Source organism: Streptomyces sp. NPDC051310 (assembly GCF_044455245.1).
GTDB lineage: Bacteria > Actinomycetota > Actinomycetes > Streptomycetales > Streptomycetaceae > Streptomyces.
The window spans coordinates 32,001-52,661 of the sequence record NZ_JBITEO010000017.1 but is presented as its reverse complement, the minus strand read 5'-3'; the positions used below and the strand labels follow the sequence as shown (position 1 = coordinate 52,661).

The window sequence follows — 20,661 nt, the reverse complement described above, 5'->3', positions numbered from 1 at the left end:
CTCAGGGGTCGCGCCGTCGGCCGGGCCGCCGGGAAGAGCCCCCTCGCGCGAGGTGGCCGGCGCCCCGGCGCGCACGCCCGCCCGGGGGCGGCGGCGGGGTCCACCGCCCGACCCGGCGCATCCCGGGGACGCGGTGGGGGCACGGGACTCGCGCCGCTTCCGCCGTCCGAGTAGAGGATGCCGGGCGATTGCGAACATGCCGGGCCGGTACCGCACCCGGCCCTGCCCGGTGTGGAAACTTGGCGCTTCCCAGCGGGTGGACGCAGAGGAGAACCATGTACGAATGGCTGCGGGAAACCATGGTCGGCCGGCTGCAGCTGCCGGCCGAGCACATCCGGCCGGACGCCACGGCCGAGGAGGCCGGACTGGACTCGCTCGCCGTGACCGAGCTCGTCCTGATCGTCCAGGACGAGCTGGGGGTGACCGTGGACGAGGACCGTCTGTACGGCATGAGGACGGTCGGGGACATCGCCGACTTCCTGGCGCACCACACCCAGCCCGTCGCCGGACGATGACCGCTCCGGGTACGGCGGCCCCGGCCGCGGTGCTGTGCGGCCTCGGCTCCTGGCTGCCGCCGACGGTGGTGCCGAACGAGGAGGTGGCCGCCCGCCTCGGGGTGACCGACGAGTGGATTTACCAGCGCGTCGGCGTACGCAACCGGCGCCGCGCCGAGGACGGCACCGCCACCGTCGCGATGGCCGTCGAGGCGGGTGCGCGGGCGCTGAAGTCGCACGGTGACAGCCAGGCCGACGCCGTCCTGCTCGCCACGGCCACCCCCGACCGGCTCTGCCCCTCCAGCGCACCGGAGGTGGCCGCCCGGCTGGGGCTGTCCGGTGTCGCGGCCCTGGACGTGTCGGCCGCCTGCTCCGGCTTCGTCTACGGCATGTCGGTCGCCGCCGGGTTCATCGCGGCGAGGACGTTCCAGCGGGTCCTGGTGATCGGTGCCGACACGATGTCCGCGGTGCTGGACCCCGACGACCGCGGTACCACGCCGATCTTCGGGGACGGCGCCGGGGCCGTCGTGCTGCGTGCCGGGGAGCGCGACGAGCCCGGCGCGCTGGGCGCGTTCGTCCTGGGCAGCGACGGCGACCTGGCCGATCTGATCCAGGTGCGGGGCGGTGGCGCGCTGACGCGCTACCGGTTCACCGCCGAGGAGCCGCACGCCCATCTGCGGATGCAAGGCCGTGAGGTCTTCAAACAGGCGCTGGAGCGGATGGGTTCGGCCGTGAGGGACGCCGCGCGGAACGCCGGCTGGCCGCTCGACGGGGTGGACCGGTTCGCCATCCACCAGGCCAATGCCCGCATCTCGCGCGCCCTGGCCATGAGGCTCGGGGTGCCCGCCGAGCGATGGGTGTCCAACATCGAGCAGGTGGGCAACACGACGGGGGCCTCGGTGCCCCTGCTGCTGGACCACGCGAACGCCGACGGCGGGTTGCTGCCCGGTCAGCGGGTCGTGGTCGCGGCGTTCGGCGCGGGGCTGACCTGGGGCGCGACGAGCGTCGTCTGGCCCGCGCTGACCTCGGGGGAATAGGCGGAAGGGGAGCCATGGACGCTTCGTTCGGCGAGGCCGCCTTTCCGGCCGTGGACCGCGTCATTCTCGACATGGAGGACCGGGACGAGGGTCATTACCTGCAGATCGGCGCCGTGCTGGAGATGGAGGGCCCGGTCCCCGGCCTCGCCGGCGTACGGGAGCACGTGCGCTCCCGCCTGCCCTTCCTGCCGCTGCTCTCCCTTCCCCTGACGGGGGACGTCCGGGACGGCGGACCGGACCTCCACCGGCACGTGCGCGAACTGCGCGTGCCCGACCGGGCCCTGGCGTACGACACGCTGCTCAACGTGGCGGCCCCCTGCCCCGCGCGCCCCTGGGGGGTCTGGCTGGTGCACGGGTACGCGGAGCACCGCTTCCTGCTGTGCTACCGGGGCCACCACGGCCTGCACGACGGGGTGAGCGTGACCCGGGTGATGCGGCGGCTCTTCGGTACGGTCCCGCCGCGGGCCGACGCCGGTGCCGTGCCTCCCGCGCCGTACGCGCCGCCCCTGCCGGCCCGCCTGGCCGCCCACGCGCGCAACGCGCTCGAATCCGTGCGGCTGTTCCTGCCCCCGCCGCGCCGGCCGCTGCTCGACGGGCGGCGGGAGGGCCGGCGGGTGCTCAGCGCCGCGACCGTGCCCGTCGTCCGGCTGCGGGCGGCGGCCGCGGACCTGCGGTGCTCGGTGCTCGACGTCCACCTGAGCGCGCTGTCCCACGCGGCGCAGCGCGCGGACGCGACCGGCTGGACCCGCGAGACGCCGCGGCCGCGCGGTATCGGGCTGCCCGTCGCGCTCGGCCCCTCGGCGGTCCCGCCGTACCGGGGCAACCGGTTCTCCGTCGCCGTCGTCGACGTGCCGTGGGCGGAGGCGGACCTGCGCCGCCGTGCCGTGCTGTTCTCGCGGAGCACCGCCCGCTACAAGGACCCCGCGCTCCGGTGGGCGAAGGGCGACGCGCTGCGACGGCTGGACGCGCGGCGCACCAGGAGCGTCTCGGAGCGCATCTTCGCCCGCTGCGGGGTGCAGACCACGGTCCTCACGCACAGCGGCGAGTTCGGCTTCGGCGGGTGCCGCGCGCTCGGCGTGACGGGCCTGAACTGCCTGCCCGCGCACTTCCCGTACCAGGCCGTGCTGACGCTCTGGCGCGACCGGGCGACGTGCGCGTTCACCGCCGACGCGGCCGTGCCGCTCGCGCGGGAGCTCGCCGCGTCCTGGCGGGCGGCGGTGGAGGAGCTGGCGCCGGCCACCGGCCGGCCCGCCGGCCTCGCGCCGGCCCCGGGTTAGCCGCCGTGCTCGTCTACGGCACCATGCGCTCGCTGACGCGGCTGGCCGCGGGGACGATCTGCCCGGTCTCCGTCGAGGGCGCGCACCACGTCCCCGCCACCGGTCCCGTCCTGCTCGCGGGCAACCACCTGTCGAGCTGCGACACCTTCTTCCTGATGGCCGTCCTGCGGCGGCGCCTGGTCTTCTTCGGCAAGCACGAGTACTTCCACACGCCGGGCCTCAAGGGCCGCGCGGTCGCCGCCACCTGCGCGCGGATGGGCTTCCTGCCCGTGGACCGGCGCGGTGGCCCCGCGGCGGCGCGCGCGGTGGTGGCGCACGGCGCCGACGTGCTGAGCCGTGGTGCGCCGCTGGTGATCTACCCGGAGGGCACCCGCTCCCCGGACGGCAGGCTCTACCGCGGGCGGCCCGGGACGGCCGCGATCGCCCTGGCGTCCGGAGGCGTACCGCTGGTGCCGTTCGGGATCGCGGGCACGGACCGGGTCCAGCCCATCGGCAGGTCCCTGCTGCGCCCGCATCCGGTGCGGATCCGCTTCGGCCGCCCCCTGGGGTACGGCGCGTACCTGCGGCGCCCGGCCCGGCCGGACGGCCTGCCCACCTCGGCCACCCTGCGGGAGCTGACCCTGGTCCTGTTGGACCGCGTGCGTGAACTGTCCGGGCAGGAGTACGTCGATGCCTTCGCTCCGTCCGTCCGGCGGTAGGCCCGTGGGGGCCGACCCGCTGGGCTCGCTCGCCCGTCTCGTACTGCGCTTCCCCGTCCGTACGCTCGCCCTGACGGTGTGCGCCCTGGTGGTGGCGGCGGTGGCGGGCGCGGGCGTCGGCGAGCGCCTGTACCACGGCGGTACGACGGCGCCGGGCGCCGAGTCCGCGCGCGCCGAGAAGGTGCTGACCACCGCCTTCCGCAGCGGAGGCCCCACCGTGACGCTGGTGGCCACGACCGCCGGATCGGTGGACGACCCGGCCGCCGTCCGCGCCGGGACGCGGCTCACGGCCCTGGCGCGCGGGCTGCCGAAGGTCGTCGCGGTGCGCTCGTACTGGCCGGAGCGGATCGCCGCGCTGCGCGGGCGCGACGGGGACGCGGCGATGGTGCTGCTGCGCGTCGCGACCAGCGAGGCGACCGCGCACCAGGACGTCGAACCGCTGCTGGAGCGCCTCACCGGCCGGCGCGGCCCGCTGGAGGTGTCGGCGACGGGTCCGACACCGGTGGGCCTGGCCATCGAGCGGCAGAGCAGCGCGGACCTGCGGCGCATGGAGCTGCTCGCCGCCCCCCTGACCGCCGCCGTCCTCGTCGTCGTCTTCGGCGGTGTCGTGGCGGCCGGGGTGGCCCTGCTGGTCGGGCTGGCGGCCGTCGTGGGCAGCACGGCGGTCCTGAGCGCCCTGGCCGGGCTCACCACCGTTTCGGTGATCGCCCTGAACCTGACGACCGCTCTGGGCTTCGCCCTGGCCGTCGACTTCAGCCTGTTCGTCCTGGCCCGGTACCGGGAGGAACGGGCGCGGTCGGGCGACGCCCACGACGCGCTGGTGGAGACGGTGCGCACCACCGGCCGGACCGTGGTGTGTTCCGCGCTCACGGTGATCGGCAGCATGGCGGCGCTGCTGGTCTTCCCGCTCGACATGCTCCGCTCCATCGCGTACGGCGGCATGGCCGTGGTGGCCCTGAGCGCGCTGCTGGCGATCACCGCGCTGCCGGCGGCGCTGCTCCTGCTGGGGCCGCGGATCGACCGGTTCTCGCTGCGCCGCCGCGTCCGCCGGCACGGGCGGGGCGGCGGCCGCTGGTACCGGCTCGCCGCCGGGGTGATGCGCCGGCCCGTCCCGGTGGTGCTGGCGCTCGGGACACTGCTGGCGGTCCTCGTCCTGCCGTTCGCCGACGCCCGGTTCGGCACGTTCGACGACCGGGCGCTGCCGCGGGCGTCGACGACCCGTCAGGCGACGGAGACGCTGCGGCGGGAGTTCGACTACGCGGCGCTCAACCCCGTGCAGGTGGTGCTGCCCGGCCTGGACGCCACCGACCGCCGCGCGGGCCGGGCCCTGGACGCGTACGCCCGGGACCTGTCCCGGCTGGAGCACGTCACCCGGGTGGAGACGGTGACCGGGATCTACCGGGACGGCCGGCCGGTGGACGCCGTGGACCCGGCCGCCGGCTTCGCCGTCCCGGCGGGCACCTGGGCGGCGGTCGTCACGGACATCGGCCCGCACGCGGCGGAGGGCGCCCGGCTGGTACGGGCGGTCCGCGCGGTCGCCGCGCCGGTGCCGGTCCTCGTGGGCGGTACGCAGGCGTGGCTGGCGGACCTCCAGGACAGCATCCGCGCGGGTCTGGTGCCGGCGCTGTCGCTGATCACCCTGGTCACCCTGGGCCTGCTGGGCTGGTGCACGCGCAGTGTGGTGCTGCCGCTGAAGGCGTTCCTGCTGAACGTCCTGAGCCTGAGCGCCACCTTCGGGGTGATGGTGCTCGTCTTCCAGCAGGGCTTCCTGTCGGAGTGGCTCGGCGGGTTCACCGTGACCGGGGTGACCGACACGCTGGTGCCCGTGCTCGTGCTGTGCGTGGCGTTCGGGCTGTCGATGGACTACGAGGTGCTGCTGCTGTCGAGGACGGTGGAGGAGCACGCGGCGGGCGCGTCCACCCGGCAGGCCGTGGCGCGGGCCGTGCAGCGCACGGCCGGGCTGTTCACCGCCTCCGCCGTCGTCGTGATCGTGGTCATGTCGGCGCTCGCGGCGTCCGGGCTGTTGCTGCTGAAGGTGGTGGGGGTCAGCGTGGCCGTGGCGGTGTTCGTCGACGCCACCCTGATCCGGCTGCTGCTGGCGCCCGCCCTCATGGCGCTGCTCGGCCGCGCCAACTGGTGGCTGCCGGTCAGGCGGTCGCCGGATCCGCCGCCCCCGCTGCCGACCCTGCCGGCGTGAGTTCCGCGCCGAGCTCCGTACCCGTCCAGGACAGCGCCGTCCAGCCGTCGTCCGGGGTGCCCTCCAGTACGACGACCCCGGTGTTGGGCAGTTCGTGCGCGGCGGCGAACCCGACGGAGACGCCCGCCACGCGGGCGGCCGTCCACACGCGGACCGCCGTGCCGTGGCCGACCAGGGCGGCGGTGCGGGCCCCGGAGGCGGCGGCCTCGGCCACGACCGCGTCGAAGCGGGCCAGGAACTCGGCGCCGTTCTCCGCGCCCGGCATGCGCAGCGTGGTGCGCCCGGCGCCCCAGGCCACGGCGGTCGTGCGGTAGCCGGCGACGGCCCCGGCGTCGCCGCGGCCCTCCAGGACGCCCGCCTCCACCTCACGGAGGCCGTCCCGGACCCGTACCTCCAGACCGAGTGCGGCGGCCAGCGGCTCCGCGGTCTGCCGGGCGCGCGTGAGGGGGGACGCGTACAGGGTGTCGATGTCCTCGCCGGCCAGCGCGGCGGGCAGCCCGGCCGCCTGCTGCCGCCCCACGTCGTCGAGGCCGGGCCCGGGGAGGGCGGTGTCGAGGAGGTGGGTGCGGTTGGATTCCGTGCGGCCGTGGCGGATCAGGAGCAAGCGCATGGGCGGCGCCCTTCGGGTGGGGATGGCGGGGGTCGGGGTCACGGGGCCCGGAGCATGGCCTTCGGGGCTCGGCCTCGGGCGGGGCTCCGGGCGGGGCCCTCAGGCCTTGGTGCCGAGGAAGAGGTAGTAGGGCACGCGGGCCTGGAGGTACGGGACCGGGCCCAGGCGTTCGCTCAGGGCGGCGGTGGTGAACCGCTCGCGCAGGTAGGGCAGGTGGTCCGGGGACAGGAAGACGTCGTTGTGGCTGAACCAGACGGGCCACAGGTGCCGCCGCCACGCCGCGTGCCGCACGCCGCCGCCCGCCGGGTGCTTGCGCGAGACGTAGAAGTCGACGACCGCGAGGGTGCCGCCGGGCCGGAGCAGGGAGTGGGCGTGATCGACCGCGGAGAACCAGTCGGGCATCATCGTCAGCGCGTACGAGAAGACCACGATGTCCACGGGCCCGTCGGCCGGCCGGTGGTCGGTGGCGCTCGCCCGGACGGTCTCCACGTTGTACCAGCCGTGCCGCGCGATCCGGTCCCGGGCGACGGCGAGCATCGAGGACGAGACGTCGACCACCGTGATCCGCTCGCACCGGGAGCGGCGCTCCTCGTCCAGGTAGGCCAGGATCCGTCCCGTCCCGCCGCCCAGGTCGACCAGGCGGCAGCCCGGCTCGACGGGCAGCATGTCCACCAGGTCGCGTCGGCCGTGGACCAGCTTCCGCTCGCGGAAGGAGTCGTACACCCGCGCGGTGGGACCGTAGAAGGACTCCATGCGCTCGGCGGGGGTGACGCCCTCGACGCGCGGGAAGACCATGTGGCGGATCACCCTGGCCTGGGACTTCAGCTCCGCGAGGGTGTTCACCGGGCGGCCGCCAGGTCGGCGATGTGGAAACTGCCGTACGTGTGGACGCGGTCCTGCGCGTGGAGGCGGGCGGCGAGCCGCGGATGGCGCTCCAGCAGCTCGGTCAGCCGCCGTACGCGGCCTTCGTGGCGGACGCGTACCGGCTCCAGGTACCGGGTGCGCAGTCCTGCGCTGCGGTAGATCACCCGGGCGCCGGGCCCGGCCGCGTCGACGATCGCCTGCCACTCCTCGGCGAGCGCGGCCTGGTCGGACCAGCCCATCCAGTCCATGTGGTCCAGGAGGACGAACTTGGAGACGCGCTCGACCGGCTCCAGCGACCGCAGGCAGGAGGTGACGGTCGAGGTGCGCATCCGCAGCCGCGGCAGCAGCTCGCGCAGGCGCCCGAAGTTGCCCGCCCGCAGGTACTCGGGGCAACAGGAGGGGGTGTACGAACCGGTGATGTAGGCGCGCCAGAAATAGTTGTCCGCGACGGGCAGCCGGCCGAAGATCGCCTCGAAGCCGTCGTGGATGAGCCGCGCCGGGCCGCCGGGATACTCCTCGGCGATCTCCCGGCGCTGCTGGGGCGGCACCCCGCCGAGGCTCAGCGCGAGCGGCTGCGCCGCCAGCCGCGACACCGCCCGCAGCGGCTCGCGCAGCCTGCTCTCGTAGATCTCCCGCTGGCGGTCGAGCGTGGGTGCGTCCAGCAGGGCCTCCAGGTCGGGCCCGACCCCCTGGAAGCGGCGCAGGTACAGCATGAGGCCCTTGGCCAGGAGCCCGGAGGTGCCGCGGTAGTAGAAGGAGTTGCGCCAGCCGCGGCCGGTGAAGGCCTCGATGTAGCCGTCCCAGAACCGCCGCGAGGGCGGCGAGAGGTCGGCGCGCAGGACGTCGCGGTACATCTCGCGGGCGCCCGGTGCGCGTCCGGTGCCGAAGAGCGTGAAGAACTCGCCGTGGGACAGGCGCCGGATGCCGGCCGCCTTCAGTTCCAGCAGGGCGGTCTGGCGCGGGTTGACGTCGACCGCCGTGACCCGCCCGGCCCCGGCGAGGAGGTAGTCCAGGGCGTTGCAGCCGCCGCTGGTGATGACCAGGACGTGGTCGTCGGGCCCCGGCCGCAGCGCGGCGCGGTCCAGCGCCGGGTCCTCCCAGGACGCGTTGTACACGAGGTTGCGGTCGTGCAGCGCGCTGAACATCCGTCCGGTGAGTGCGGTGCCCGCGCGGGGGCCGGGCAGTGCGCGGCGGTTCCCGGGGGCCGGTGTGACGACGGCGGAAGAGGAGGAGGCCATTCCCTCACCATGGAGGCCCCGCGGACCAGGGGCGGTCCTCCGTCACCACGGAGCCACGCGGATTCGCCCGACCGGCGGACCGCCGGCGGTGACTCGCTGGGCCGACCGGGGGGCATGTCTCACCCGTCGGGCCGGTACGGCTGACGCGCGGGCCGCCCTGGGGGACCATCGAGGCCCGCCGCGGCGCGCACCGGCCCGAGACGACCGGCCGGCCGCAAGCCCTGGCCCGGACCACCGCCACCGGCCGGGCGACGAGCCCGACGATCCGTTCTATTGAGAGGACACCGCCATGGCTCAGCAGGCCCGTCCCCGTGTGACACCGGCGATGGTCGTGGTCGCCGCCGTCGCCCTGGCGGTCGCCACCGCCGTGGCCCGCGCCCCGCGCGTGCCCCGCGCCGGCCGAAGGCGCCGCCGGCCGCACCCCCTGCTGCTCATCCCGGCGGCGTAGGGCCATGGCCACGCCCGGTGCGCGTACCGCGCAGCACTACCGCCGGTCCGTCCTGCCGTACTACCGGCGCTTCGGCTCCCGGTGGGGTTACGCGATGCTCCTGGGGCGGACGCGGCACTTCGGGTGGTACGAACCCGGCCAGTCACCGTGGGGCTTCGCGGCGTCCATGCGCCGGATGGAGGCCATGACGGCCCGGCAGCTGGCGCTGCCCGCCGGCTCGCGCGTCCTCGACGCCGGCTGCGGCGTGGGGGACGTGGCGCGGACCGTCGCGGCGGAGGGCGGCCTGCGCGTCACGGGCCTCGACGGCATCGCCTCCGACGTCGCCATCGCCCGTCGGCGCACGGCCCGGGCGACCGGGCACGCGGCCCGGGCGACCCGGTTCGTCGTGGGGGACTACCACGCGCTGCCGTTCGCGGACGGTTCCTTCGACGGGCTGTACACCATGGAGTCCTTCGTCCATGCCGCGGACCCGCGGCAGGCGCTGTCGGAGTTCTTCCGTGTCGTACGGCCCGGGGGGCGGCTGGTCATGTTCGAGTACTCGCGCACACCGAGCGCCGAGCTCGCCCCGCGCGCGGACAGCGTGGTCTCCGACATCTGCGAGCTGGCGGCGATGCCCGCGATGCTGCCGCACGGGCATCTCGAGCGGCTCGTGGGCGAGGCGGGCTTCGCGGTGGAGTCCGTCACCGACATCACGGCCCGTGTCCTGCCCATGCTGCACGCCTTCTCCCTCCTCGGGCGGGTGCCGTACGCGGTGGCCCGGAGCGTGGGCCGCGGTGACCTGCTGGTCAACGCGATGAGCGGCGTGGAGCTGTACCGGCACCAGGAGACGTGGCGGTACAACATCTGCACCGCCGCGAGGCCGTGAGGGCCGCCCGGGCAGCGCAGGGGCGCTGGCGGGGGTGACGCGTGGCGCCGTCGGCCTTCGGATGGGGTCCGGCGGCGCCGGCGGGTGGCGTCCGCGTGACGTGCGGTGCACCCCGAGCGACGGACGGACCGGCTTCCGGGAGGGGCCTGGCCAGGGCGGCGCGTGAGCTGGCAGGATCGCGCCCATGCTCCCGGACCTGCCCCGCATCAGCCGCCGCCACACCCTCGAGGGGTCGGCCGCGGTGCTCGTGGTGCTGGGGCTGCTGCTGTGGTGGCTGCTTCCGGCCGGGGAGCCGTCCCCGCAGGGCAGGGTCACCTTCAGCACCGGGGTGCCGACCGGGGTCTACCAGCGGTACGGCGCCCTGCTGGAGGACGCCCTGCACCGGGAGGTGCCGGACGTCGCCATAAGCCTGCGCACGAGCGAGGGCTCCCAGCAGAACCTCGCCAGGCTCGCCGCGGGCGAGGCGGACTTCACCATCGCCACGGCCGACGCGGTCGCCACCTACCTCCGCGACGGCAGGCCCGGAGCGTCCCGGCTGCGCGGCTGCGCACGGCTGTACGACGACTACGCGCAGCTGGTCGTGCCCAGGTCCTCCCCGGTGCGTTCGGCCCAGGACCTGCGGGGTCTGCGGGTCGGCGTGGGCCAGGAGGGCTCGGGCGTGCGGCTGATCGCGAACCGGCTGCTGACGGCCGCGGGGCTGGACCCGGCGCGGGACGTCCGGCCGGTCTCCGCCGGGATCGACACCATGCCGAAGCTGCTGGAGGACGACCGGCTGGACGCCTTCTTCTGGTCGGGCGGGCTGCCCACCAGCGCCGTGCAGAAGCTTTCGGAACGCTTCCCCGTCCGGCTGGTGCCGCTGCCGGAGGAGCTGGTGGACCGCGTCCACGCGCAGGGCGGCAGCAGCCGGTACTACCGGTCCGCGGTGATGCCCGCCGACGCCTATGCCCGCGCCCAGGAGGGCCGGCCGGTCGAGACGGTCGCCGTCGCCAACCTGCTCGTCACCACCGACCGGACGGATCCGGCGATGGCGGAGGCGTTCACCCGTACGGTGATCAGGAGCCGGGACCGGATCGGGCGCGAGGTGCATCCGGCGCAGCTGGTGGATCTCCGTACGGCGATCTACACCGACCCGCTGCCGCTGCACGAGGGCGCGCGGCGCTACTACCTCTCGGTCAAGCCCTGACCCCGGTCGAGCCCCGACCCGGGTTCGGCCCTGCCCCGGTCGAGCCCTGCCCCGGTTCGAGCCCTGACCGCGGTCAGTGGGGGCCGGTGCGCGGGACGGTGACCGTGACGCGCAGGCCGTGCGGTTCGTGGTGGGCGTACGAGATCGAGCCGCCGCCCGCCGCGAGCAGCGCGCGGGAGATGGACAGGCCGAGGCCCGAGCCCTTGACGTTCTGATGGCGGTTGCTGCGCCAGAAGCGGTCGCCGACGCGGGCCAGCTCGTCGTCGGTCAGGCCGGGGCCGCGGTCCGTGACCACGATGGTGGATGTCGCGCCGTCCGCCGCGGAGGTCACGGTGACCTCCTCGCCCGCCGGGGTGAACTTCAGCGCGTTGTCGACCACGGCGTCGAGGGCGCTGGACAGCGCGACGGGGTCGGCCCAGCCGGTGACGGCGGACGTGGCGTCCGTCAGGCGGACGCCCTTCTCCTCGGCGAGCGGCCGCCAGGCGGCGACCCGCTCGGCCGCCAGCTCGCCGATGTCGGTGAGCCGCAGGTCCGCGGAGGCGTGTTCGGCCAGGGCCAGGCCCAGCAGGTCGTCCAGCACCTGGGCGAGGCGACGGCCCTCCGTGCGGACCGAGGCGATCTCCTCGTGGCCCGGGGTGCCCGGTGGCAGTTCGAGGGCGAGGAGCTCGATGCGCAGCAGCAGCGCGGAGAGCGGATTGCGCAGCTGGTGGGAGGCGTCGGCGACGAAGGCGCGCTGCTGTTCGAGCACGGTTTCGACGTTGTCGGCCATCTCGTTGAACGAGCGCGCCAGGCGGCGCAGCTCCGGCGGCCCGCCGGCCGCGACGACCCGCGAGTTCATCCGGCCGGTCGCGATGTCGTGCGTGGCCGCGTCCAGGATCCGCACGGGCTTGAGCACCCACCCGGTGAGCCGGAAGGCGGCGCCGACCGCCAGCAGCATCGCCGCGGACACGCCCGCCGCGATCAGCAGCCAGCCCTGCAGGATGCGGGACCGCAGCTGCCCGGTCGGCGAGTACGTGACCACGACGGCGACCACGTCCCCGTCCCGTACGACGGGTGAGGCGACCGCCAGCCGGGCGTGCGGCTGCCAGGGCCACACCTGCGGCGGGTTGTGGCTGCGGCGGCCCAGCAGGGCCTCCTGGAAGGCGCGGCGGGTCTCGCCCTTGTCCGGGATCCGCCAGCCGCGGGTGGCGAGGGCCATGGCCGTGCCGTCGCGGTAGAAGACGCCGGCCTCGATCCCGTACACCTCGTGGTAGCGGGCGAGCTCGCCCTCGAGGGTGGCCTTCCGCTCGTCGACGCCGGGGCCGCGCTCGGTGACGAACTGCGCGAGCGCCGCGAAGCGCGCCGTGTCGTCGATGCGGTCGACGACGACGGTCTGCTGCCGCGCGGCGGCCAGGCTGCCGGCGAGCGGGAAGCCCAGCGCGAGCAGCACGCCCGCCATGAGGACGATGAGCAGGGGGAGGAGACGGGTGCGCACAGGGCCTGGGGGTTACGTCGCCGGGGTGGCGGGGCCGGCGGGCGCCACCAGGCGGTAGCCGACGCCGCGCACGGTCTCGATGAGGGCGGGCATGCGCAGCTTGGAGCGCAGGGAGGCCACGTGCACCTCCAGGGTGCGTCCGGTCCCCTCCCAGCTGGTGCGCCAGACCTCGCTGATGATCTGTTCGCGGCGGAAGACGACTCCGGGGCGCTGGGCGAGCAGGGCCAGCAGGTCGAACTCCTTGCGGGTGAGCTGGACGGCCGCGCCGTCCACGCTGACCCGCCGGGTGGGCAGCTCGATGACCACCTGGCCGAGGCGCAGGGGTGCCTCCGCGGTGGCGGCCGCCCCGGTGGCGCCCTCGCCGTCGGCGCCCGTGCCGGTGGCGCCGCCCGTGCCCGGGCCGCCGGTCGCGGTGCGCCGGCTGACGGCGTGGATGCGGGCGAGCAGCTCGCCGGGGTCGTAGGGCTTGACGACGTAGTCGTCGGCGCCCAGGTTCAGGCCGTGGATGCGGGAGCGGACGTCGGCCCGCGCCGTGACCATGATCACCGGGGTGGTGGTGAGCTTCCGGATCCGGCCGCAGACCTGGTAGCCGTCCTGGTCCGGCAGGCCGAGGTCGAGCAGCACGACGTCGAAGGGGCCGCGGCCGGTGCGGGAGCCCGCTGCCGGGCCCGCGGCGCCGGTGCCGGCGGCGGTGGACTGCGCGTGGCCCGTACCGGCGCCGGCCGCGTGGGCCGCACCGGCGCCCGTCGCGGCGACCGCACCGGTGCCGGCTCCCGTGCCCGGGGCGGCGGGGGCCGCCGTACCGGAACCCGCGGCGGGGCGGGTGGCGGCGGGCAGGACGGCCTGGAGGGCCTCCTCGCCGTTGCGGGCGTGCGTGACGTCGAAGCCGTGCTTCTTGAGGATGGCGGACAGGGCCGCGGCGACGTGGTCGTCGTCCTCGACAAGCAGCAGTCTCATGGCCCCCCTCCGAAGGTGCGGTCGCGTGGGTGACCGTAGGGCCACCTGGGCATGAACGCCGATGTATGCCATGCCAGTCAAGAGCGTTCCGGCGACACCCGGGTTTCCGTTATCCACCCGTACTCAGGATGGCCGTCCCGTTCACGCATAGTGTCCGGTTGCAGCCGGATCGTTATGCTCAATTTCAGCTCAGATGTAATGACGCTGGTCGCAATGCGTGCTTAGTGTCCTCTCCAACCGAGCAGGACGGAGCAAGAGGCCGATGAGCGGAGTGTCAGTGACCAAGGGCGCGGAGGACGCCGTACCGACGGCGAGCGACCTGGTCGTGCTGAGCAACGTCAACAAGCACTTCGGCGCGCTGCATGTGCTCCAGGACATCGACCTGACCATCGCCCGGGGCGAGGTCGTGGTCGTCATCGGACCGTCGGGGTCCGGCAAGTCCACGCTGTGCCGCACCATCAACCGCCTGGAGACGATCGACTCGGGCACGATCACCATCGACGGCAAGCCGCTGCCGCAGGAGGGCAAGGAGCTCGCCCGGCTGCGCGCCGACGTCGGCATGGTCTTCCAGTCGTTCAACCTCTTCGCGCACAAGACCGTGCTGGAGAACGTCATGCTGGGCCAGGTGAAGGTCCGCAAGACGGAGAAGAAGGCCGCCGAGGAGAAGGCCCGGGCCCTGCTGGACCGGGTCGGCGTCGGCGCCCAGGCGGACAAGTACCCCGCGCAGCTCTCCGGCGGGCAGCAGCAACGCGTGGCGATCGCCCGGGCGTTGGCGATGGACCCGAAGGTCATGCTCTTCGACGAGCCGACCTCGGCGCTCGACCCCGAGATGATCAACGAGGTCCTCGAGGTCATGCAGCAGCTGGCGCGCGACGGGATGACCATGGTGGTCGTCACGCACGAGATGGGCTTCGCCCGCTCCGCCGCCAACCGTGTCGTCTTCATGGCCGACGGGAAGATCGTCGAAGAGGCGGCGCCCGAGCAGTTCTTCAGCAGTCCGCGCAGCGACCGGGCCAAGGACTTCCTGTCGAAGATCCTGCACCACTGAGGACCGCGGTCCTCGTCGCGACGGGCCCCGGTACGCCGGAGGCCCTCGTACGGCAACGGTCCTCGTATCACCGGGGTCTTCGACCACTGACGACCAACGAACCACGACGCAAGGGATGTTCACCATGAAGCTCCGCAAGACGGCGGCCGTGGCCGTCGCTGTGCTCGCACTGACCGCGACCGCCTGCGGCGGCAAGGAGGGCTCCGCCGGCGACAAGCCCGCCGGCGTGCAGCCGGGTGCGAGCGGTGCGCCGGAACTGCCGAAGTACACCGTCGCCACCGGTGTGAACCTGGACTCGCCGACCTTCAAGGCGGCCAAGGAGCGCGGCAAGCTCGTCATCGGTTCCAAGGCCGACCAGCCGTACCTCGGCTTCGAGGACCAGGCCACCAAGGAGCGCTCCGGCTTCGACGTCGAGATCGCCAAGCTGATCGCCGCCGACCTGGGCTTCTCGGAGAAGCAGATCGAGTGGAAGACCGTCGACTCCAGCACCCGCGAGACCGCGATCTCCAAGGGCCAGGTCGACTACTACGTCGGCACCTACACGATCAACGACAAGCGCAAGGCGCAGGTCGGCTTCGCGGGTCCGTACTACAAGGCCGGCGCCGACCTCCTGGTGCGCAAGGACGAGACCGCGATCACCGGTCCGGAGACCGTCAAGGGCAAGAAGGTCTGCTCCATCAAGGGTTCCACCCCGCTGCAGGAGATCAAGAAGCCGGAGTACGGCGCGCAGACCACCGAGCTCGCCAAGTACTCGGACTGCGTCCAGCAGCTGCTCACCAAGCAGGTCGACGCCGTCACGACGGACGACGCGATCCTCAAGGGCTACGCCGCGCAGAACCCGGGCAAGCTCAAGGTCGTCGGCAAGCCGTTCACCGAGGAGCCGTACGGCGTGGGCATGAACAAGGCCGACAAGGTCCTGCGTGACGCGATCAACGACTCGCTCGAGAAGCACATCAAGGACGGCACGTACAAGAAGATCTACGAGGCGACCCTCGGCCTGTCCGGCTCGGCCTACACCGAGCCGCCGGCGATCGTCCGCTACTGATCGCCCCCTGACGTGCCTGCTGCAGCGCCCCGTACGCGCCGTGCGGGGCGCTGCAGCCCCTTGTCCGGACCGGCGCCCGCGCGCCCGGCTCGCCCGGCCGCGCTCCGGCCGGCCCTCGCCCGGCCCGTGCCCGGCCCGCCCTTCCCCGCCCCCAAGCCGCTGACCGCCGACGCGGAGACCTCATGAACGTACTGCTGGACCATTTCTCGGATTTCCGTGACGGCTTCATAGGAACCGTGTCGATCACCGTCATCAGCTCGGCCATCGCGCTGGTCCTCGGTGTCCTCATCGCCGGGTTCCGGGTATCCCCGGTCCCGCCGCTGCGCTTCTTCGGCACCCTGTGGGTCAACCTGCTGCGCAACACGCCGCTGACGCTGCTCTTCCTGGTCGCCTTCTTCGTCGTGCCGGAGATCCTCTTCCCGGGCATGAGCCCGTTCGTCCTGGGTGCGCTCGCCCTCGGCTTCTACACGTCCGCCTTCATCTGCGAGGCGGTGCGGTCCGGCATCAACACGGTGCCCGTGGGCCAGGCCGAAGCCGCCCGCTCGATCGGCATGACGTTCAGCCAGACGCTGCGGATCGTCGTGCTGCCGCAGGCCACCCGCACGGTGCTGCCGCCGCTGAGCTCGATCTTCATCGCTCTCACGAAGAACTCGGCCATCGCCGGCGCCTTCAGCGTCGCCGACCTCTTCGGCTGGCAGAAGCTCATGAGCGAGCAGGGCTACGACATCGTGCCCATCTTCCTCTGGGTGGCCCTCGGTTACCTGGTCATCACGTTCACCATCAGCGGCATCTTCCGCCTGCTGGAGAGCCGTCTGGAGGTCGCCCGATGAGCGCCAGCGTTCTCTACGACGCGCCCGGCCCCAAGGCCGTCGTACGCAACCGCATCTACGCCGTCGTCGGCAGCCTCGCCATCATCGCGCTGGTCGCGATCAGCGTCGTACGGCTGAGCGAGAAGGGGCACCTCGCCCCGGAGATGTGGGACATCTTCAACTACGCGGGCATCCGGCAGAACATCGCCGACGGTGTCATCGCCACCCTGAAGGCGTTCGGCCTCGCGGCGATCGGCTCGCTCGTGCTCGGCGTGCTCCTCGCCGTCGGCCGCCTCTCCGACCACAAGCCGGTCCGGTGGCTGGCCACGGGCTTCATCGAGCTGTTCCGCTCCATCCCGCTGCTGATCACGATCTACGCCGTGTGGGTCGGCCTCCTCACCGACTACTCGATGTGGGCGCTGGCGATCGGCCTGTCGATCTACAACGGCTGCGTCCAGGCCGAGGTGCTGCGCGCCGGCGTCAACGCGGTGCCGAAGGGGCAGCGGGAAGCCGCGTACGCGCTCGGCATGAGCAAGACGCAGGTCATGACCACGGTGCTGATGCCGCAGGCCGTGCGGTCGATGCTGCCGACGATCATCAGCCAGCTGGTGGTGACCCTGAAGGACACCTCGCTGGGCTTCATCATCCTCTACCCCGAGCTGCTCAACTCGGCCCGGCTGATCGCCTCGAACACGCAGGTCAACGGCCAGTACCCGTACGTGTCGACGATCGTGGTCGTCGGTGCCATCTACGTGGCCATGTGTCTGGCGCTGTCCGCCCTCGCCACCTGGATCGAGAAGCGCGGCCGGCGTGCCAAGACCGGGATCGGGGTGGCCGCGGCCGCCGAGCCCGCCGCGTCCGCGGCCGTTCTGGGCGGCGATGCCGGCCAGGCCGGCGCCGGCACGGCCGCCCTGGGGGCGCAGGGCGGGACCGACGCAGGCGGTGCCGGCGGCTCCGGCGCACCGGGGAACTGACGGTATGTGACATCATCCGGGCATCGACCCGGCGGTCGGGGGCAGTGGCGTTCGCGTCGCTGCCCCCGTCACTTGACGCAAGCACTCGCAGTGGGTTGCATACGTTCTGTGATCACCTCGCGCCCGGCTCCAGTCGTTCGTCCTGCCGTTTCCGGTGTTTCCCCTGTGTCGCCTGCTTCCGCTGCTTTCGCCGTTTCCACTGCTTCTGCTGCTTTTGCTGCTTCCGCCGTTTCCACTGCTTCTGCCGTTCCCGCTGCCTCTGCTGTTTCTGCTGTTTCTGCTGCTTTTGCTGCTTTTGCTGCTTTTGCTGCTGCCGTTCTCGCCGTTCCCGCTGCTGCCGCCGTGCCGGGAGTCGTGCCGTGGACCCGGTGATCGTGGCGGGCGCGGGCCCGGTCGGGCTCGCGCTCTCCCTCGCACTGGCGGCGCAGGGCGTTCCGTCCGTCGTCCTGGACGAGGGCCCCGGCAAGGAGGAGCCGCGCCCCGCACGGACCGCCGTGCTGCGCCCGGACATGGCCGCGTTCGTGGAGCGGTTGGGATGCACGACGGTACGGGACGAAGGGACCCGCTGGCGCGGGTGGCGGTCGATGCGGCGCAAGCAGGAGACGCGGCACATCCTCTTCGCCGGGCCCGCGGCGGACGGTGCCGCGGAGGTTCCCGCGGACGAGGACGGCGACATCGTGTCGCCCCTGCACATCGCGCAGCACGCCCTTGCGCACGGCCTGCGCGAGGCCATCGGGGTGCTGCCGCGGCGGAGCCTGGTCCAGGTCGTCACACACAGCCGTCTCGACGCGATCGAGCAGGACGGCGACGGCATCACCGTGCACACGCGCGGGCCCGGGTCGACCTGGTGGCGCGGCAGCTATCTGGTGGGCTGCGACGGTGCCCGCTCCACGGTGCGCAAGCTGCTGGGCGTCCGCTTCCCGGGACGTACGGCGGTCGAGCGGCACGCCGTCGCCACGCTCCGCGCGGAACTGCCGTGGGACGGCGAGGGGTTGCTGCACCGCCAGCCGCCGTGGCGCGGTGTCGGCGAGGAGGTCACGGCGCGTCCGCTGCCGGACGACGGCTGGCGGCTCGACTGGCTGCTGCCGCCGCGCGGTGACCTGGTGACACCGGACGCGCTGGTGGCGCGGATCCGCGAGACGCTCGCCGGCTGGTGCGGCGAGACCCCCGCGTACGACCTGGTCGACACCGGCGTCTACACGCTGCACCACCGGCTCGCCAAGCGGTGGCGGGTGGAGCGGGCGTTCCTCGCCGGCGACGCGGCCCACCTGCTCGGCGCGCTCGGTACGCAGGGGCTCGACGAGGGGCTGCGGGACGCCGACAACCTGGCCTGGAAGCTCGCCCTCGCCTGGCACCACGGTGCCTCCGACGCGCTGCTCGACAGTTACCAGGCCGAGCGGCGCACGGCGGTCGCGGCGCGGCTGCGCGCCGCCGACCAGTCACTGCCGGTGCTGCGGGGCACGGGGGGCCTGCGCACGTACCTGCGGGGCGGTGGGCACGACGCGCTCCTGACGGAAGGCCACGTGGGGCGCGGGCCGCTCGGCGCGCCCCCCGCGTACCCGCACTCCCCCCTCGCACCCCCGTACAGCGAAGCGCAGGCGAGTGTCGGCACGCTCCCGGGTGCGCCGGTGGCGGACGTTCCGGTCACGGCACCGGACGACGGCACGACGGGGCCGCTGCGCGACCGGCTGGGGCGGGGGCGGCTGCTGGTGGTGCTGGTGGCGCCCGGTACGGGCGTCTGGGACCGGCGGCACTGGATGACCGCCGGGGTGATGCCGCGGCTGGCGGCGGCGGTGGAGGCGCTGCCGGTCCCGGGTGAGCTCCTGGTCACCGAGGCATACCCGGGGGCCGCCGCGCACACCGTGCTGCTGGTACGGCCGGACGGGCACCTCGTGGCCGCTTTCGGCGGGGTGCAGCCGGAGGAGCTGCACGCGGCGGCCGACGCGGTGCGGGGCGGGGCGCCGGAGTCCGGCCGCCGGGACCGGACGGCGGACGCCGCGTGCACCCGTGGTTGATCAGCCCTGCCCGCGCCGTTGACCATCTCCGCCCGCGCGGTTGATCACCCCTGCCCGCGTGGTGATCGCCACTCCCCCGGCCCCTCCCCTCGCTCGACCGAGCACCTCGTGAGCGTCGATTGACCGTCATGGGTGTTCGTGGTGTACTCCGGATCATGAACGGCACTGTCGTGCGCCTGTGGCGGAGGGTCCATATGGACCTGCTCCGCTACGCGGGCTGCGTGTGTCGACCGTCCTGCTGAACTCGCTTCCTTCTTCCGCGCATGTGCGGCGGCCGGCCATCGATCGCTGTGGCCCGGGCCCCCAAGTGGTCCTCATTTCGGCCCGCATGTGCGCGCTCTCGCGACTTCCAGGCTCCAGGACCACAGGACGGTTTCTCGTGTCCCAGCATGTTTCCGTACGGGTCGGCGCGGCTGCGCCGACCGCCGCTCAACTGCTCGACTTCGCCCGCCGCACCGCTGCCGACACCGAGTTGGTCGCTTCCCTGCCCCTCGATCCGGAGGGCCGCACGTGGGTGCGGCTGGACGGGCCGGGCGGCAGCGAGGCATGGCTCATCGGGTGGCCTCCGGGCACCGGCACGGGGTGGCACGACCACGCCGAGTCGATCGGCGCGTTCGCCACGGCGCGCGGCACCCTGAGGGAGAAGTCCCTTGCCGTGCGGCTGCCTTCGGGCGGCTGGCGCACGCTCGAACTCACCGATGGCGTCGACCGCAGCCGCGTCCTCGGGGCGGGCAGGGGCCGGGCCTTCGGACAGCATCACGTCCACGAGGTGCTGAACGAGTCGGCCACCGAGCACGCCGTCTCGGTCCATGCGTACTACCCGCCACTGCCGCTGATCCGACGGTTCAGCCGCACGGGTCCGGTGCTGCGGCTGGAGCAGGTCGAGCGCCCGGAGGACTGGCAGTGAGGGTACGGCGGTCAGTGGGTGAGGCACAGGCATCGAGTGGACGACCGGCCGGGAGCGGACGACCGACGGGGAGCGGAGGAACGGCGGGGGGCGGAGGAGCGGCGGGGAGTACGGAGCGGGTCGGCATCGACGAGCTGCTGGAGCGCATTCGGAAGGGCCTGGAGCGGGTGACGGCCCGAGAGGCGTTCGCGGCGGCGGAGGCAGGAGACGCGCTGCTCGTCGACATCCGGTACGCGGCGCTGCGCGAGCGCGACGGGCTGATCCCGGGTGCGCTTGTCGTCGAGCGCAACGAACTGGAGTGGCGCCTGGACCCATACGGCAGCCACCGGGCGCCGGAGGCGGTGAGTCACGATCTGCGGATCGTGGTGGTGTGCAACGAGGGGTACGCCTCCTCTCTTGCCGCCGCGTCCCTCCAGCAGTTGGGTCTGCATCGCACGACCGACCTCATCGGCGGCTTCCAGGCCTGGCGGTCGGAGGGCCTGCCCACGACACGCTGACGCAAGCGGCCCCGGGCCGGGCCG

At 73.7% G+C, this 20,661-nt stretch carries 21 protein-coding genes; 16 read left to right on the top strand and 5 right to left on the bottom strand.

Annotated elements, in window-relative coordinates:
- Nucleotides 1-275 precede the first annotated feature (275 nt).
- The 5 genes from ACIA79_RS23490 to ACIA79_RS23470 are packed head-to-tail and all read left to right on the top strand — an operon-like array spanning nucleotide 276 to nucleotide 5,703.
- A complete protein-coding gene (locus tag ACIA79_RS23490; protein WP_399430305.1) occupies nucleotides 276-515 on the top strand; it encodes an acyl carrier protein in 240 nt (79 codons plus the stop codon).
- Complete coding sequence (locus tag ACIA79_RS23485; protein WP_399430304.1) at nucleotides 512-1,531, top strand: beta-ketoacyl-ACP synthase III; 1,020 nt, start codon at nucleotides 512-514, stop codon at nucleotides 1,529-1,531. The genes ACIA79_RS23490 and ACIA79_RS23485 overlap by 4 nt, the downstream gene beginning before the upstream one ends.
- Nucleotides 1,532-1,545: 14 nt before the next feature.
- Nucleotides 1,546-2,808, top strand: a complete 1,263-nt coding sequence (locus ACIA79_RS23480; RefSeq protein ID WP_399430303.1) for a wax ester/triacylglycerol synthase domain-containing protein — start codon at nucleotides 1,546-1,548, stop codon at nucleotides 2,806-2,808.
- 5 nt (nucleotides 2,809-2,813) lie between these two features.
- Complete coding sequence (locus ACIA79_RS23475) at nucleotides 2,814-3,506, top strand: lysophospholipid acyltransferase family protein (protein WP_399430302.1); 693 nt, start codon at nucleotides 2,814-2,816, stop codon at nucleotides 3,504-3,506.
- The gene (locus ACIA79_RS23470; RefSeq protein ID WP_399430301.1) at nucleotides 3,478-5,703 is read left to right on the top strand and encodes an MMPL family transporter; all 2,226 of its coding nucleotides are present in this window, start codon (nucleotides 3,478-3,480) and stop codon (nucleotides 5,701-5,703) included. Before ACIA79_RS23475 ends, ACIA79_RS23470 begins: the two co-directional genes overlap by 29 nt.
- On the opposite strand, the gene ACIA79_RS23465 is transcribed toward ACIA79_RS23470, so the two are convergent.
- The 3 genes from ACIA79_RS23465 to ACIA79_RS23455 all read right to left on the bottom strand — a co-directional run bounded on the left by ACIA79_RS23465 (nucleotide 5,654) and on the right by ACIA79_RS23455 (nucleotide 8,415).
- On the bottom strand, nucleotides 5,654-6,313 hold the full coding sequence (locus ACIA79_RS23465; protein WP_399430300.1) for a histidine phosphatase family protein: 660 nt from the start codon (nucleotides 6,311-6,313) through the stop codon (nucleotides 5,654-5,656). The genes ACIA79_RS23470 and ACIA79_RS23465 overlap by 50 nt on opposite strands.
- Before the next feature lie 99 nt (nucleotides 6,314-6,412).
- Entirely contained in the window at nucleotides 6,413-7,156 is a 744-nt protein-coding gene (locus tag ACIA79_RS23460; protein ID WP_399430299.1) for a class I SAM-dependent methyltransferase, read from the bottom strand.
- Nucleotides 7,153-8,415, bottom strand: a complete 1,263-nt coding sequence (locus tag ACIA79_RS23455) for a DUF3419 family protein (protein WP_399430298.1) — start codon at nucleotides 8,413-8,415, stop codon at nucleotides 7,153-7,155. The genes ACIA79_RS23460 and ACIA79_RS23455 overlap by 4 nt, the downstream gene beginning before the upstream one ends.
- 289 nt (nucleotides 8,416-8,704) lie before the next feature.
- Between ACIA79_RS23455 and ACIA79_RS23450 the strand changes: the two genes are divergently transcribed.
- The 3 genes from ACIA79_RS23450 (at nucleotide 8,705) to ACIA79_RS23440 (ending at nucleotide 10,911) form a co-directional block, all read left to right on the top strand.
- Nucleotides 8,705-8,863, top strand: a complete 159-nt coding sequence (locus ACIA79_RS23450) for a hypothetical protein (RefSeq protein WP_399430297.1) — start codon at nucleotides 8,705-8,707, stop codon at nucleotides 8,861-8,863.
- Between the two features lie 4 nt (nucleotides 8,864-8,867).
- A complete protein-coding gene (locus tag ACIA79_RS23445) occupies nucleotides 8,868-9,728 on the top strand; it encodes a class I SAM-dependent methyltransferase (protein WP_399430296.1) in 861 nt (286 codons plus the stop codon).
- Between the two features lie 184 nt (nucleotides 9,729-9,912).
- On the top strand, nucleotides 9,913-10,911 hold the full coding sequence (locus ACIA79_RS23440) for a TAXI family TRAP transporter solute-binding subunit (protein ID WP_399430295.1): 999 nt from the start codon (nucleotides 9,913-9,915) through the stop codon (nucleotides 10,909-10,911).
- A gap of 73 nt (nucleotides 10,912-10,984) precedes the next feature.
- Here the strand turns inward: ACIA79_RS23440 and ACIA79_RS23435 are convergent, their stop codons facing one another.
- On the bottom strand, nucleotides 10,985-12,385 hold the full coding sequence (locus tag ACIA79_RS23435) for an ATP-binding protein (RefSeq protein ID WP_399430294.1): 1,401 nt from the start codon (nucleotides 12,383-12,385) through the stop codon (nucleotides 10,985-10,987).
- Nucleotides 12,386-12,397: 12 nt separating this feature from the next.
- Nucleotides 12,398-13,342, bottom strand: coding sequence for a response regulator transcription factor (locus tag ACIA79_RS23430; protein WP_399430293.1), 945 nt, complete (start codon nucleotides 13,340-13,342; stop codon nucleotides 12,398-12,400).
- A 262-nt stretch (nucleotides 13,343-13,604) separates the two neighbouring features.
- On the opposite strand from ACIA79_RS23430, the gene ACIA79_RS23425 reads away from it, so the two are divergent.
- The 8 genes from ACIA79_RS23425 to ACIA79_RS23390 all read left to right on the top strand — a co-directional run bounded on the left by ACIA79_RS23425 (nucleotide 13,605) and on the right by ACIA79_RS23390 (nucleotide 20,637).
- Complete coding sequence (locus tag ACIA79_RS23425; RefSeq protein ID WP_399430292.1) at nucleotides 13,605-14,390, top strand: amino acid ABC transporter ATP-binding protein; 786 nt, start codon at nucleotides 13,605-13,607, stop codon at nucleotides 14,388-14,390.
- Between the two features lie 124 nt (nucleotides 14,391-14,514).
- Nucleotides 14,515-15,435: a glutamate ABC transporter substrate-binding protein gene (locus tag ACIA79_RS23420; RefSeq protein ID WP_399430291.1), complete on the top strand. Its 921-nt coding sequence runs from the start codon at nucleotides 14,515-14,517 to the stop codon at nucleotides 15,433-15,435.
- Nucleotides 15,436-15,617: 182 nt separating this feature from the next.
- Nucleotides 15,618-16,265 carry an amino acid ABC transporter permease gene (locus tag ACIA79_RS23415; RefSeq protein WP_399430290.1) on the top strand — a complete coding sequence of 216 codons (648 nt, stop codon included), beginning with the start codon at nucleotides 15,618-15,620 and terminating at the stop codon, nucleotides 16,263-16,265.
- Nucleotides 16,262-17,218, top strand: coding sequence for an amino acid ABC transporter permease (locus tag ACIA79_RS23410; RefSeq protein WP_399430289.1), 957 nt, complete (start codon nucleotides 16,262-16,264; stop codon nucleotides 17,216-17,218). The genes ACIA79_RS23415 and ACIA79_RS23410 overlap by 4 nt, the downstream gene beginning before the upstream one ends.
- A gap of 359 nt (nucleotides 17,219-17,577) precedes the next feature.
- Nucleotides 17,578-19,233: an FAD-dependent monooxygenase gene (locus ACIA79_RS23405; protein ID WP_399430288.1), complete on the top strand. Its 1,656-nt coding sequence runs from the start codon at nucleotides 17,578-17,580 to the stop codon at nucleotides 19,231-19,233.
- Nucleotides 19,234-19,361: 128 nt separating this feature from the next.
- Complete coding sequence (locus ACIA79_RS23400) at nucleotides 19,362-19,475, top strand: putative leader peptide (protein ID WP_399430287.1); 114 nt, start codon at nucleotides 19,362-19,364, stop codon at nucleotides 19,473-19,475.
- A gap of 137 nt (nucleotides 19,476-19,612) precedes the next feature.
- Nucleotides 19,613-20,140 carry a cysteine dioxygenase gene (locus tag ACIA79_RS23395; RefSeq protein WP_391815340.1) on the top strand — a complete coding sequence of 176 codons (528 nt, stop codon included), beginning with the start codon at nucleotides 19,613-19,615 and terminating at the stop codon, nucleotides 20,138-20,140.
- Between the two features lie 125 nt (nucleotides 20,141-20,265).
- Complete coding sequence (locus ACIA79_RS23390; protein ID WP_399430383.1) at nucleotides 20,266-20,637, top strand: rhodanese-like domain-containing protein; 372 nt, start codon at nucleotides 20,266-20,268, stop codon at nucleotides 20,635-20,637.
- The last annotated feature ends 24 nt before the right edge of the window (nucleotides 20,638-20,661 follow it).